At 66.9% G+C, this 14,402-nt stretch carries 9 protein-coding genes; 8 read left to right on the forward strand and 1 reads right to left on the reverse strand.

From position 1 onward, the window contains the following. Positions 1 to 197 precede the first annotated feature (197 nt). Positions 198 to 1,598, reverse strand: a complete 1,401-nt coding sequence (locus KR541_RS06500; protein WP_216089449.1) for a tyrosine-type recombinase/integrase — start codon at positions 1,596 to 1,598, stop codon at positions 198 to 200. A gap of 1,083 nt (positions 1,599 to 2,681) precedes the next feature. On the opposite strand from KR541_RS06500, the gene KR541_RS06505 reads away from it, so the two are divergent. From KR541_RS06505 to KR541_RS06540, 8 genes are all read left to right on the forward strand, one after another. Next, positions 2,682 to 3,758, forward strand: coding sequence for an ABC transporter substrate-binding protein (locus KR541_RS06505; RefSeq protein WP_239468933.1), 1,077 nt, complete (start codon positions 2,682 to 2,684; stop codon positions 3,756 to 3,758). A 42-nt stretch (positions 3,759 to 3,800) separates the two neighbouring features. After that, positions 3,801 to 7,490: a response regulator gene (locus tag KR541_RS06510; protein ID WP_216089450.1), complete on the forward strand. Its 3,690-nt coding sequence runs from the start codon at positions 3,801 to 3,803 to the stop codon at positions 7,488 to 7,490. Between the two features lie 55 nt (positions 7,491 to 7,545). Next, complete coding sequence (locus tag KR541_RS06515; protein WP_414590639.1) at positions 7,546 to 10,131, forward strand: EAL domain-containing protein; 2,586 nt, start codon at positions 7,546 to 7,548, stop codon at positions 10,129 to 10,131. Positions 10,132 to 10,732: 601 nt separating this feature from the next. Further along, complete coding sequence (locus tag KR541_RS06520; protein ID WP_050013708.1) at positions 10,733 to 10,915, forward strand: Flp family type IVb pilin; 183 nt, start codon at positions 10,733 to 10,735, stop codon at positions 10,913 to 10,915. Positions 10,916 to 11,004: 89 nt separating this feature from the next. Further along, positions 11,005 to 11,487, forward strand: coding sequence for an A24 family peptidase (locus KR541_RS06525; protein ID WP_050013709.1), 483 nt, complete (start codon positions 11,005 to 11,007; stop codon positions 11,485 to 11,487). A gap of 17 nt (positions 11,488 to 11,504) precedes the next feature. Beyond that, on the forward strand, positions 11,505 to 12,545 hold the full coding sequence (gene cpaB, locus KR541_RS06530) for a Flp pilus assembly protein CpaB (RefSeq protein WP_050013710.1): 1,041 nt from the start codon (positions 11,505 to 11,507) through the stop codon (positions 12,543 to 12,545). 71 nt (positions 12,546 to 12,616) lie between these two features. After that, positions 12,617 to 13,999: a type II and III secretion system protein family protein gene (locus KR541_RS06535; protein ID WP_050013711.1), complete on the forward strand. Its 1,383-nt coding sequence runs from the start codon at positions 12,617 to 12,619 to the stop codon at positions 13,997 to 13,999. Positions 14,000 to 14,013: 14 nt separating this feature from the next. Further along, on the forward strand, positions 14,014 to 14,397 hold the full coding sequence (locus KR541_RS06540) for a CpaD family pilus assembly lipoprotein (RefSeq protein WP_050013712.1): 384 nt from the start codon (positions 14,014 to 14,016) through the stop codon (positions 14,395 to 14,397). Positions 14,398 to 14,402 lie beyond the last annotated feature (5 nt).

Here is a 14,402-nt window from a genome sequence, read left to right on the forward strand (position 1 = left end):
AAAGGACCGCATAGGGTCGTTAGTGGGCAATTCTCCAAAGAGCGAGCGTAGGTCTTGGCGTAGTTTGTGTGCGGACCCGTGTCAGATAAGGTGCAGGTACTGCTGCATCATCGGGCTTTGTGCAACCTGCTCAGCTATGAGTGGTTTTAGGTGTGGCCATTAGCATCCGGTCGCCGTTTTTCCACTTCACCACTAGTTTACCCTTCCGTCGCGGAAGTAACGGGATGGTCGAGACCTGCTTGCAGCAGCATCCACGACTCAATTTTATCGTGCCACATCCGCAGAAGATCGAGCGGCCGACGTCGATAGTGTTTCTCGGCTAACGCGGACGGTTTGTGTCCTTGGATCTGCGCGACGACGCCAACAGGGACTTCAACCCATTCCGAAAGCGTACCGAATGACCGTCGCAGTCCGTGCAATGTGAGGTGAGGCAGATCGGCGGCCTCGAGTGCACCGTTGTGGGCCTTTCTGGGCTCGGCGATCTTTCCGTCCTCCGATCTGTTGCTGGTGAACACCCATTCAGAGGGGGACCAAGATTTTCCCTTTTCGGTGAGGCTGGCCAACTGCCGTCTGTTTGGCGGCATCTCGTTCATCTGCTTGAGATTCGTCAGGAGGCTCGCTAGGTACGGTGTGAGTGGGATAGTGCGGCCGCCGGTTCCCTCAATCTTGTCGTTCATGGTCAGACTGCGCCAGCGGAAGTCCACGTCCTTCCAACGCAATGCGGCGAGTTCTTCGCGGCGAGCCCCAGTAAGCAGGAGCCCCTGCAAGTATGCGCTGATAACCGGATTGTCTATTTGACGTACGGCGCTGAACCACGCAAGCAGCTGTTCTCTCTGAAGGCAATCGCTTTTTGCCTTGGTGCGTGGTACTGCTGCGCGCACGGCTCGAGCGGCATACGCATTTGGAGCAATAGATCCTGAGTATTCCGGCGTGTCATCGCACCAGCGAATGAATGCCCGCAGTTTGCGGTAACTCTGCTCAGCGTTCGTTGGTCGCTTTTCTGCTTCGGCTTCAAGCCAAGTAGCCACTCGTTCGGCGTTGAGATCTGTCAGCTTCAGCGGCATCAGTGACGCCAGCGGCCCAGGAATCGTCGTCCCACGTCCACGCTTCCAAGGTAGGCCGCCCGCTTGTGCGAGCTTCTCGTGATCGTAGTAGTGTCGATCACTCCATTTGCTGCGGTGCGCGTCCAGATAGGCGGACCATGCTTCCGATACAGTCGCGTTTTGCCGGAGGGATTCGAGTTTGCGGGCTTCATGCTCAGCGCGCTGTTCCGCTCTTTCTTCGCGAGGATCAATGCCGCGATCCATCAGCGCTTTGAGTCGGGCCGCTTCCTGTCTCGCACCGAGGCGTTCGATCGTTTTTCCGGTTGCGGCGTCGGTCGTGGCGTGTCGCTCCAGCAGCCACGCGTTCGGCGAGCCGATGGTGATGCGAACGGTCTTGCCAAACAAACGCCCCTCGAATACGTAGGACTTCACACCCGAAGCCGTTACGCGAAGACCGAGTCCTTGCTGCTTCTTGTCCCAGTAGATCGTCTGTTGTCGTCCAGGTACGCACCCGTAACCCGCCACACGTTCCGTCGTGAAATTTTCCTTGATCACCTGTAGTCCCCGCTTGTAGTGCCGTGTAGGCGCCATGTAGGGGAATTCTAGGGATGTCAGTCAATTCGAGTCAACATCGAAGTGTTGTGGTTGAAGAAAATATCGTTTAATTTCAAGCTTGTAGAGACGTGTCGGCATGTCGATCAATCTCGATCCAGGTGACGGACTGCGGCCTTCTAAGCCGTAGGTCACACGTTCGAATCGTGTAGGGCGGGCCAGTGAAATCAATGCATTGGCCGATATTTTCAATTTGCCTGTTTCCTTTATCGCGTTGCGTGTTCACGCAGCGTGTGGCTTTTATAGTCAACCCGGATCGTACCCAGTCCATGTGAGAACGGCGATGCGCGCATAGCGTGTCCAATTTGCACGGCAAGCAGAAAGGCGTTGCTTGTCCGAGCAGTATGTCGGCCGTAGCCGCGCTATCAATTTGTTTGGCAGTCCGTTGCTTATCCCTCGTCGAACCGGCTTGCGGCATTCAACCGACACACCAACAACGGGCGCGGCCAAGTTGCCGATCGACAAGATCGGCAACGCGCGGCCTGGCTACGCGACGCGTCGGCGTATCGCCGCATCGGCGCCGCCGCAAGTCCGCGCGCTGCGCATTCCCTCTTCCGAACGCCGGAATCGGCCGCGCGACATCGCACGGGCGTCCGGTTCTTGCGCACCAATTCCCGCAACAAACCGACGCACTGACGACCGTATCGAAATGCCGCACACGCGATCCCACACAGTCGCGCCCTCCCGCATTCGATCGCCGCAGCGCAACAATCCGCCACAACGGCGTGGCCCCGCGCCTCCCGCCTTGCAGTCCCAACGGATGCCACCTATATATATGACTAATCGACTCGTACCACGGTAGCGGTGCGGCACGCGGCGGGGCGCATCGTCAGATCAGAACAACCGGGTGCCGAGCGGGAGCCCTACATGGACGAGAGTGTGTCAGTCGCACCAATGTGTTCCCGCACCTGGTCTTCGAACCTACTGCGCGCACTCGCGCGTCCCGGCGGCAGGCAGTCGCTGGCGCTGATCGCATGCTGCGCCGCACTGAGCGGCCAGAGCGCCGGATTCGCGGCGGAGCCCGGCGTGACCGGCGACACGATCCGCCTGGGCATGGTCAACGCGCAATCGGGCAATTCCGCAGGCCTCGGACATGGGCTGCTGATCGGCGCGCAAGCCGTATTCGACGACGCGAACGCTCGCGGCGGCGTGCACGGGCGAAAAATCGACCTCGTCGTCGCCGACGATCGCTACGAACCCGACCGGACGGTGGACAACACGCTGGACATGATCGAGCGGGGCAACGTGCTGGCGCTGTTCGGCTACGTCGGCACGCCGACGACCACCGCGGTGCTGCCGATGATCCGGGACGCTGGCATTCCGCTCGTCGGTACGTTCAGCGGCGCGATGGCGCTGCGCAAGCCGGTCACGCCGGAGGTCTTCAACATCCGGGCGAGCTATGACGACGAAACGCGCGCGCTGGTCGATCATTTGATCGCGCACGACCACGCGACGCGTTTCGCGGTGTTCTACCAGGACGACGGCTTCGGGCTCGCGGTGCTGGCGGGCACGCGGCTCGCGCTGCGCCGCCATGGCCTCGACGTCGTCGCCACCGGCACGTTCCGCCGCGGCACGACGGCGGTCGACACGGGTCTGGCGGCCGTACTCGAAGGGCGGCCCGACGTCGTCATCATGGTCGGCCCGTATACGCCGGTCGCCGCATTCGTTCGCGCCGCGCACCGCGAAGGCCTCACGGCCCATCTCGCGGCGGTGTCGTTCGTCGGCACCGACGACCTGTTGCGCCTCATCGGCGACGAAGGGAATGGCATGCTGATTTCGCAGGTCGTGCCGCTGCCGCAGAGCGATCGCCCGGTGATCCGGGACTGCGCGCGGCTCATCGCCCAGCGCTTTCCGGACGAGCACATCGGCGTGGTGCACATCGAGGGCTGCCTCGACGCGAAGGTCGCGCTGATCGGGCTGGAGCGTGCGGGGCCATCGCCCACGCGGGCAACGCTGAAGCAGGCGCTCGAATCGATCCGCCATCTCGACCTCGGCGGCCTGGTGGTCAACCTGAGCAGCGACGATCATCAGGCGCTGAACGACGTGTTCCTCACCGAAATCGCGCACGGGCACGTCACGCCGCTGGTCGTGCCGGCGCAATGAGCGGCGGATGGCCGTCAGGCCATTCCGATCCTGGAGGGCTGCATGGACATCAAGGCGAAGCTCGTCACCAGTACCAGCCTGATGCTGCTGGGCGCGGTGGCGATTTCGGTGACCAGCCTGATCGCGGTGCACGGCATTGCGTCCGGCGTGCGCACGCTGACGACGGAATCGCTGCCGCTGCAGGTGCGCAGCAACGAACTCCAGCGCGCGTATGCGGAACTCGCGGTGGAGTTCGGCCGGCTCGAGCACGCACAGGACGCATCGGAGCGGCAGCAGTCGTCGTCGCAGATCGAAACGCAATTGCAGCGGATCGCCGGCATCACGGCCGCCGTGCGCGCGATCGACCGGCACGGTATCGACGAACCGTCCACCGATCTGCGGACGATGCTCCGGTCGATGAACGAAGGCGTCGACAAGCGCCTGCGCGGCGAGGCGCAACTGGTCGCCGAGCGCCGGCTGATCGAACGCGTGCAGGCGCGGGGCGCCGCGCTGCTGACCGAGATCGGCAAGGAAACCGAGCGGCTGGACAACGACGCCGATGCGGCGGTGAGCGGCGCGCTCGCGGCCAACACCGCATACAACCGGACGATTCATGCGCTCGACCAGGTTCGCACCAACGTCAAGGACATCATCACCGTCGCCGGCCGCGTCGACGTCGCGCCGAACCGATACCGGCTCGCGCCGCTGCGCGAGCGCATGCAGGCGTCGATCGACGGCGCGCGCAATGCGCTCGCGCTCGCGGTGCCGAACCTCGATGCCGCCACCGCGCAGGGCGTGACGACCGCACTCGGGCGCGTGGCGGCCGACATCCTCGACGGCCACGAGGGCCTCGTCGCGCTGCGCGGCGTCATGTTCGCCGAGCCGTCCGTCGCGGCCCGCTACCGCGCGAAAGAGGGCAGTGTGCTGCAGTCGCTCGAGGCGCTGGACGCGAAGCTCGCGGAGATCGCGGATCCGTTCGCATTGCAGATCGTCAAGGCGCGACAGCGTCTCGACGAGGCGATCGAATTCCGGCGGCGAGCCGCGCGCGTCGCGTCGCTGTCGGCGATCGTGAACGGCGGCATCAGCGCTTTGGCGTTCGACCTGCGGATGATCGCGCAAAGCGACGGCAACGACCGTCTGGCGCGCGGCGACGACGAGCTGCACAAGAACATCGGTGCGCTCGCCACATCCGCCGGCGCACTGCGCGATGCGCTCGCCGCGGACGGCCCGGGCAACGTGAAGCGCGCCCAGGAGGTCGTCGGACTGACCACGGAGCTGGCCGGATCCGCGCGCCGCATCCTCGCGGTGAAGTCCGACATGCTGGCCAACGACGTGGCCATGCAGGGCATCGTCGCGGACGTCGATACGACGGCCAATCGCCTCGCGGCCTACACGGAGCAGGAGGCCGTGCGCGTCGACCTTCAGCAGCGCGGCATCGTATCGGACGTCTACCGGGCCGTGGCGACCGCGATCCTGATGATCGTGGGCGTATCGTTCCTGCTCGCGATCGGCGGGCTGCTGATCAGTCATCGGCTCGGCGCGTCGATCTCCGGGCCGCTGTCGCGCCTGACGCGCACGATGGCGCGCATTCGCAGCGGCAGCGACCTGTCGTTGCGCATGACGCACAAAGGCCGCGACGAAGTCGCGGCGCTGGTCGCCGGCTTCAACATGATGCTCGACGAAATCGAACGCCGCGACGTCGATTTGCAGGCGGCGATCGCCACGGCCGAAGCCGCGAATTCGGCGAAATCGGAGTTTCTCGCGCGGATGAGCCATGAGATCCGCACGCCGATGAACGGCGTGCTCGGCATGACCGAGCTGCTGCAGCGCACGCGGCTGACGTCGAAGCAGCGCAAGTTCGTCGACACCGTGTATCGATCCGGGCAGACGCTGCTCGTGCTGATCGACGACATTCTGGATTTCTCGAAGATCGAGGCGGGCAAGCTGACGCTGGAGCGCATCGATTTCAATCTGCATCAATTGCTCGACGATGTCGTCGCGCTGCTGGAGCCGAACGCGCAACGCAAGGCGCTTGCGCTCGTGTACCGGCGCGGCGACACCGTTGCCGAATGGATGCGCGGCGACCCGGTGCGGTTGCGCCAGGTGCTCACGAACCTGCTGGGCAATGCGATCAAGTTCACCGAGCACGGGCACGTCGCGCTCAGCGTGTCGTATGCGGACGACGGCCGCATCGTGTTCACGATCGCCGACACCGGCATCGGCATCGCGCCCGAGGTGGCCGCGCAGTTGTTCCGGCCGTTCCAGCAGGCCGACAACTCGACCGTGCGCAAATACGGCGGAACCGGGCTCGGCCTCGTGATTTCCCGGCAGCTGGCCGAGATGATGGGCGGCGCGCTCACGCTCGAATCGACGCCCGGCCAGGGCTCGGTGTTCACCGTGACGACCCCGTTCGAGCCGGCGTCCGGGGAGGTCGGCGTCGCATCGGAGGCACGGCCGTCGCTCGCCGGCCTGAAGGTGCTGATCGTGGACGACAGCGAAACCGATCGCAGCGTGCTGCTCGAACATGCGATCGAATGGCAGCTGTGCGTCGCCACGGCGATCGGCGGCGACGACGCGCTGGCGCAGTTGCGCGCGGCGGTCGCCGACGGCGCGCCGTTCGATCTCGCGATCGTCGACGTGCGGATGCCGGGCATGGACGGCATCTCGCTCGTGCAGTACATCCGCCGCGATCCGTCGCTGCGTGCGCTCAGGATCATCACGCTGACCGCGTTCGAGATGATGGACAGCGTGCTGGTCGCGCACGAACTCGACATCGCCGCCCGGCTGACGAAGCCGCTCCATGGCGCCGATCTCCATGCGGCCATCGCCTCGGCGATGCACGTGATGCCGCCGCGGCTGACGTCTGCTGAGCCGGTGTCCGACGACGCCGCCGCGGGTCCGCGCCGGCCGCTCGACGAGATCGCGGCGCGCGTGCTGCTGGTGGAGGACAACGTCGTGAACCAGCAGATCGCGCTCGCGATGCTGGAGGACACCGCCTATCAGGTCGACGTGGCCGACGACGGCGAGCAGGCGCTGCAGCGGCTGGCGGACGACGGTTTCGACGTCGTCCTGATGGACTGCCAGATGCCGAAGCTCGACGGCTTCGAGGCGACGCGGCAACTGCGCCGTCGCGAAGCCGAAGCCGGCGCGCCGCGCATGCCGGTGATCGCACTGACGGCCAATGCGCTCAGCGGCGACCGCGAGCGCTGCCTGGCCGCCGGGATGGACGACTATCTCGGCAAGCCGTTTCGCCGCGATGCGCTGCTGCAGATGCTCGCGCGCCATGTCGGCGGCGCGGCGTGCGCGCCGGTAACCGGAAGCGATGCGGCGACGACGGGCGCCGACATCGATACGCGTCCGGAAGCGGGCGGTGGCGCGGCCCCCGATCCGGACGACGACGCCAGCGTGATCGACCAGAAGGCGCTCGATGCATTGCGCGCGCTTCAGCGGCCGGGCCGCCCGGATGTCCTGACGCGGATCATCGATCAATTCGCGGCGGACGCGCCGCGGCTGATCCGCGACATGCATGCGGCGGTCGAAGCGGGCGACGCCGATGCGCTGAAGCTGGCCGCCCATACGCTGAAATCGAGCAGCGCGAACGTCGGCGCGCACCTGCTGTCGGCGCGTTGTCGCGCGATCGAGCAGCTGGCGCGCGCAGCCGACGTCGGCGCGGCGGTGGAGCTGGTCGCCGGCACGGACGCGGAATTCGGGCACGCGCACGCGGCGCTGATCGCGGAGCGCGTCGAAGGTTGAACGGACGCCGGGCCGGCCGATCGCCATGGCGATTGCGCGGCGGCAAAACAGGAGGATGCTCGTGAACCAGGAACATGCCGATGTGCCGGCGATTCTGATCATCGACGACGACGCCATGACGCGCCTGCTGGTCGTGGAGACGCTCGAACCCGAAGGCTTTCGCGTCGAGGAAGCGACGGGGCCGCAGGAAGGCATCGACGCGTTCCTGCGTCATCGTCCGGTCGTCGTCCTGCTCGACGTCGAAATGCCCGGCGGCGACGGATTCGACTGTTGCCGCGCATTGCGCGCGTTGCCCGAGGGCCGCCGCGTGCCGATCGTCATGCTCACGGGCAACGACGACGACGCATCGATCGCCAGCGCGTTCGACGCCGGCGCGACCGACTTCGTGTCCAAGCCGATGCGGTGGAAACTGCTCGGGTATCGGGTCCGCTATCTGTTGCGCGCGGCCGCGGCGGTCGAAAAGCTGGCGACGACCGAGGTCAGCCTCACGCATGCGCAGGCGCTCGCGCACCTCGGCAACTGGGAATACCAGGCCGGGCGGACGGACGGCTACTGGTCGCCGGAGCTGTACCGGATTCTCGGGCTCGACGCCGCCCACACGCCGCCGACGTTCGAGCGCCTCGTGCAGGCCGTGCCGCCAGACGAGCAGCCGCTCCTTGTGCAGTCCTACACGAGCCTGCGCACCGAAGGCGTCGCGTTCTCGATCGAGCATCGGCTGATCCATGCGGACGGCACCGAGCGCTGCGTGCTGCACCAGGCGGAGTCCGGCCGCGATCCGAACCACGCGATCATCCTGCGCGGCATCGTGCAGGACATCACCGAACGCAAGATGCAGCAGGGGCGTATCGAATACCTCGCCAATCACGACGCGCTGACAGGCCTGCCGAACCGCAACCTGCTCGGCGACCGGATGGAGCAGGCGATGTCGCAGGCGCGGCGCACCGGGCAGCTGATCGCGGTGATGGTGCTCGACCTGGACCGCTTCAAGCACATCAACGACAGCTTCGGTCACTCGGCCGGCGACGGGCTGCTGCGGGTCGTCGCCGCGCGCTTGAAGAGTTCGGTGCGCGACGGCGACACGGTCGCGCGGCTCGGCGGAGACGAGTTCGTCGTGATGCTGGTCAATCTCGCGACGGCGTCGGACGCGGACACGATCGCCCGCAAGATCCTGGACACCTTCATTGCGCCGTTCGTGCTCGACGGCCACGACCTGCACGTGACGACCAGCGTCGGCGTCAGCCTTTACCCGACCGACGGGACCGACGCGGAGACGCTGCTGAAGACGGCCGATGCCGCGCTGTATTGCGCGAAGGAACACGGGCGCAATTGCTACAGCTTCTATACGCGTGAACTGGGCGCGCGCGTCGAAGAGCAGACCATCCTCGAAAACGCGCTGCATCAGGCCGTCGCGAACGGTGAACTCGAGCTGTACTACCAGCCGAAGGTCGATCTCAAGACCGGCCAGATCAGCGGCGTCGAGGCGCTGATTCGCTGGCGACGTCCGGGCATCGGCGTGATTCCGCCCGACCGCTTCATCCCGATCGCCGAAGAAACCGGGTTGATTCTGCCGATCGGAGAGTGGGTGTTGCGCACCGCGTGCGCGCAGGCCGTCGCGTGGCGCCGGGAAGGGCATCCGCCGATCCGGATCGCCGTCAACCTGTCCGCGCGCCAGTTCCGGCAGCAGGACGTGGCCCACCTGGTGCGCACGGCGCTCGCGGAAACCGGTCTCGAGCCGGACTCGCTCGAACTGGAGCTGACCGAAAGCGTGCTGATGGAGGACTCCAATGCGATCGCGCATACGCTGCGCGAACTGAAGGCGCTCGGCGTCGTGCTGTCGCTGGACGATTTCGGCACCGGCTATTCGAGCTTGTCGTACCTGAAGGACTTGCCGATCGACGTCGTCAAGATCGACCGTTCGTTCCTCAGCGACGTCACCACCAGCGCGGAAGGTGCGTCGTTGACGCGCTCGATCATCGCGATGGCCGAGTCGCTGCACATGGAGACGGTGGCCGAGGGCGTGGAGACGGAAGCCCAGCTGTCGTTCCTGAACCGGCATCGCTGCCACGCGATGCAGGGCTACTACTTCAGCCATCCGGTCACCGGTGACGAGATCGCCGACATGTTGTCCGCCGGCTCGGAGTTGCCCGAGCACTGCCGGCAGCGCGAACTGCTGCACCGTACGCTGCTGCTGGTGGACGACGACCGCGCGGTCCTGCAGATGCTCAGGCAGGCGCTCGGCCGAGACGGCTACGAGATCCTCGCCACCACCGATCCCGACGAGGCGCTCGACCTGCTCGCGCAGCATCGCGTCGGCGTGATCGTGTCGGACTTCCGGATGCCGAGCGTGTCCGGGCTCGACCTGCTGCAGCGTGTCAAGGCGCTGTACCCGGACATCGTGCGCATCCTGCTGTCCAGCTACGGCGACGGCGCGTCGATCGCGGACGCGTCCGGCAACGGGTCCGTTCAGAAGGTGCTGATCAAGCCATGGGACGTCGCGCTGCTGCGCAAGCACATCACCGAGTCGTTCCAGCGGTTCGAGCACACGTCGATGAGCGGGGCCGATCTCGGCGTGGTCCGCCTCGGCATCCGCCCGTCTCCGCTGCGCTCGCTCGGCGGGGCGGAGCCGCGCGATCGCCATTGACCGGAAGCCGCCGACGCGCTCGAAGCATGCACGGTGCGGAGGTGCGCATGGCGTCGACCGGCACGCTCGCGGAACGCGTTTCGCGCGACGCCGGGCGGCTGTCGGAATTCGATACCCAGGCAATAAAGAGGACTGCCCGGCAATCGAAAATCGAACAAATGCGTAAATTGTGCGCGATTCGGAAAATCATTCCGCCCGACGCCGTAAGACTATTAAAGTGGATAGCGACCACATAATGCGGAGGCACGATAATACGCCGACTGCCGGGATCTCGATTCACTTGTGAACGGGCTTTTCCATAAATACATTTCGACGCTAAATTATTTGAAAACGCCAAAAAAATTGTCTATACCCTAGACGAACCGGCTTGATCCGTATCGTGTCGATGCGGTCAGGCAACAAGCGAGCGCGGGTAATGGCGGATTCCATTGCCGCCGAACTCGCGTTGCAGCGATCGAAGGGATTCCGGGGGATGCGAACGGCCCGTTGCCGGGCCTGCCGCATGAGTCATGAATGGGCGAAACGCAGTGAACGCCACCGAAGCAACGCCGCGTCTTTACATTCAACGGTCGATCAACGACCCCGTCACACGGAGGTTGTCATGCTGCACTACGTCAAATCCCTGCTGCGCGATGAACGCGGCGTCAGCTCGCTCGAATACGCGGTCCTCGCCGGCATCGTCGTCGTCGCGCTGGCTGCGGTCGGGGTGATCCTGAGCAGCAACACCGGCGGCCTGCCGGCCGTGTTCACGTCGCTGATCAACAAGGTCACGGCGCTGATCTGATCCCCCTGAACCCGCGCGCCGCCGACGAATACACGGATCCGCAGCGGTACGACGTATCCAGCCGGGGCGCGCCGACGGACGGCTCTCCGATGCTCTATCTCGTACAGTCGGCGGCGACGCTCGTGCTGATGTCGCTCGTGCTGCAGGACGTGCGCACGCGGCGCCTGTCGAACCGCCCGGTACTCGCGTTCGCGATGCTGTATTTCGTCGCGGCCGCGCTCGCACGCGAAGGGCTCGCGCAACTCGCCGCTCACGTCGCGACCGCCGCGGCGATGCTGCTGCTGTTCGCCGGACTGCGTCACGCCGGCTGGATCGGCGGCGGCGACGTGAAGCTGGCGGCGGCCGTCTTCCTGTGGGCCGGCCCGGCGCTCGCGTTCCCGGTGTTGACGATCGTCGGGGCGAGCGGCGTCGCATGCGGCCTCGCGATGCTCGCGGCCGTTGCGTGGCGGCGTCGCCGCATCGCGCCGGCGCGCGCGATCGACACGCGTGGCGTGCCGTACGGCATCGCGCTCTCGCTCGGCGGCGCACTGGCCGTCTGGGCGCCATTTCCTCACGCGGTTTCGCTCACCTAGCGGGGACGCACGCCGCCATGCCCAAACCCCTGAGAATGGCCGTGCTGATCATCGCTGCCGCCATCGGTGCGTTCCTCTTGCGCCAGCTCTATGTCGCCGCGTCGACGCCGCCGGCGCCTGGCGCGGCGAGCGACGTCGACGTGCGCGTCGCGGCGGCCGACCTGCCCGAAGGGCTGCTGCTGCGCGACAACGATCTCGCGTGGAAGCGCATGCCGCGCGCGCAGGTGCCGGCCGGCGCATTCGTCGAGTCGCAGCCGGGCGCGGACCTCAAGGGCGCGCTGCTGCGCAACCGCGTGGACGCCGGTGCGCCGATTCGCGCGGACAACGTGATCCCGGCCGGCGCGCCGGATTTTCTCGCGGCCGCGCTGCAACCCGGCATGCGCGCGATCTCGGTGCCGGTCGACGACGTGTCGGGCAACGCGGGGCTGATCCAGCCGGGCGACTTCGTCGACGTCGTGCTCACGCAGCAGATCGGCGGTTCCGCGACGACGCCCGGCACGTTCGAAGCCGAGACGGTCGTGCGCCGCGCGCGCGTGCTCGCGGTCGGCTCGGAATTCCAGCGTGCGAAGACGGCCGCGAGTGCGCCCGACGCGCCGGTGCGCGCGCGCACGGTCACGCTCGAGGTCGCGCCGCGCACCGCGCAGGTCGTGCTGGTCGCGACGCGCCTCGGTTCGCTGTCGCTCGCGCTGCGCAGCTTCGCGACGAGCGATCGCCGCCAGGCCGCGGGCGGCGACGAACAGGAGCCCGATACGCCGCCGGTGTGGGCCGGCGACGTATCGCGCGCGTTCCGGGACGCGACGCGTTCGTCGTCCGCGAAGCCCGACACGGGCATGCGGGCGGCACCGCAGGGCAACACGGTCGTGATCTATCGCGGCTCGTCGGTGGACGACGGCTCGCGTGGCACCGGCGGCGGTGGCGTCGGTGGCGTCGGCATGCCGGGCATCCCGCCGCTGCCGTCCGGCTGGCCGGGCACGCCGGTTGCGCCGGCGGCGCCCGCGATGGGCAATGCGGCTGCCGACACGACGGCGCAAGTGCCGCGGGCGGCGGTCGCGCAGTGACGCGAGGACGAGGTGTCGAGGTGTCGATTCGGAACCGGCCGCCCGGCGGCCGGCATTTGACGGGAACACGCATGGTGCGCATGGTTCGTTGGATCGCTTTCTGGTGCCTGGCCGCGCTCGTCGCGCCGGACGTCGCGTTCGCGCAGCGCGCGCACGCGGCGGACGCCGGCGCGGCGTTGTCGATCGCGACCGGCAAGGGCGAGATGCTGTCGCTGCCGGAACCGGCGACCGCGATGTTCGTCGCGGACCCGGGCATCGCCGACATCCAGGTGCCGTCGCCGCGCACCGTGTTCGTGTTCGGCAAGAAGGCCGGCACGACCACGCTGATCGCGCTCGGCGCGAATCATCGGCCGATCCTGCGCCGGACCGTGATCGTGCAGGTCGACACCGCCTCGCTGCAGACGGTGCTCGACGGCCGCTTTCCGCAATTGAAGCTGGCGGTGTCCGGCGCGCCGGGCTCGCTGATGGTGTCGGGCAAGGTGCCGAGCGCGGCCGACGCGGACGCCGTGATGCAGTCGCTCGCGCCGTATGTGAACGACAAGGAAAAGATCGTCAACCGGCTCACGCTGTCGCGCCCGATCCAGGTGAACCTGCGCGTGCGCGTGACGGAAGTGAGCCGCAACATCACGCAGCAGCTCGGCATCAACTGGAGTTCGCTCGGCGCGGCCGGCAACTTCATCGGCGGGCTGTTCAACGGGCGCACGTTGTTCGATTCGACGAACCGGTTGTTCAACCTGTCGCCGACGGGCGCGTATTCGGTGGTGGGCGGCTTCCATACGGGGCGCTGGTCGATCGACGTCGTGCTCGACGCGCTCGATCAGGAAGGGCTGATCACGATGCTCGCGGAGCCGAACCTCACCGCGATGTCCGGCCAGACCGCGAGCTTCCTCGCGGGCGGCGAGATCCCGATTCCGGTCGCGCAGGCCGGCAACACGACCGGCGCGATCACGGTCGAATTCAAGCCGTTCGGCGTATCGCTCGACTTCACGCCGACCGTGCTCGCCGACAACCGGATCAGCCTGAAGGTGCGCCCGGAGGTGAGCGAGGTCGATCCGAACAACAGCGTGACGACCGGCGGCGTCACGGTGCCGGGGCTCTCCGTGCGGCGCGTGGAGACGACGGTCGAGCTGTCGAGCGGGCAGAGCTTCGCGATCGGCGGGCTGCTGCAGAGCCAGACGGCCAATACCGTGTCGCAGATCCCGGGGCTCGGCCGGCTGCCGATCATCGGCCGGCTGTTTTCGTCGAAGAACTTCCAGGACAACAAGACCGAGGTCGTCGTGATCGTGACGCCGTACATCGTGCAGCCGACCGGGCCCGGCCAGCTCGAGCAGGCGCTCGACACCGTCGCGCGGCCGAGCAGCGACCTCGAGTTCGCGATCCAGCGCAACCTCGGGCTCGACCTGCTGACCGGCGACACGCCGCGTCTCGTCGGCGCCGCGGGCTTCGTGTACTGACCGGAGGAGCACGCATGCGACTTCGAACCCTGTTCACCGCGCCGTTGCCGTTGGCGCTCGCGGCCTGCCTGTCGACGCCTCCGCCGATCAACCTGCCCGATGCGCGCGCGATCGGCTTCGACGGCGTCCGTGCGGTGCCGCCCGACTGCGCGAAGCTGATGCAGCCGTCGCAGCTCGTCGACGCCGGCTTCGGGCGGCCCGGCGTGCCGTTCGGCTGCGCGACCTACACGAATCTCGCGACGATGCTCGCGCGGCCGGAAGACCTCGTCGCGCCCGTGCCGTACGGCGGCGCCGATGCGCAGGTCGCGGCCGACGCGGTACGCCGCTACGTCGAGGATCGCGTGAAGCAGCCCGCGCCGGGCAAGACGCTGACGACGACCGGCTCGCCCGGCCATTGACCCCC

The sequence above is a fragment of the Burkholderia sola genome, assembly GCF_905400185.1.
GTDB classification, from domain to species: domain Bacteria; phylum Pseudomonadota; class Gammaproteobacteria; order Burkholderiales; family Burkholderiaceae; genus Burkholderia; species Burkholderia sola.

Excerpts from the sequence above, each read along its gene's own strand:
- KR541_RS06520 (WP_050013708.1), top strand. The coding sequence starts at position 10,733 with ATGCTGCACTACGTCAAATCCCTGCTGCGCGATGAACGCGGCGTCAGC.
- cpaB (WP_050013710.1), top strand. The coding sequence starts at position 11,505 with ATGCCCAAACCCCTGAGAATGGCCGTGCTGATCATCGCTGCCGCCATC.
- KR541_RS06510 (WP_216089450.1), top strand. The coding sequence starts at position 3,801 with ATGGACATCAAGGCGAAGCTCGTCACCAGTACCAGCCTGATGCTGCTG.
- KR541_RS06535 (WP_050013711.1), top strand. The coding sequence starts at position 12,617 with ATGGTGCGCATGGTTCGTTGGATCGCTTTCTGGTGCCTGGCCGCGCTC.
- KR541_RS06525 (WP_050013709.1), top strand. The coding sequence starts at position 11,005 with ATGCTCTATCTCGTACAGTCGGCGGCGACGCTCGTGCTGATGTCGCTC.
- KR541_RS06540 (WP_050013712.1), top strand. The coding sequence starts at position 14,014 with ATGCGACTTCGAACCCTGTTCACCGCGCCGTTGCCGTTGGCGCTCGCG.
- KR541_RS06515 (WP_414590639.1), top strand. The coding sequence starts at position 7,546 with ATGCTCGTGAACCAGGAACATGCCGATGTGCCGGCGATTCTGATCATC.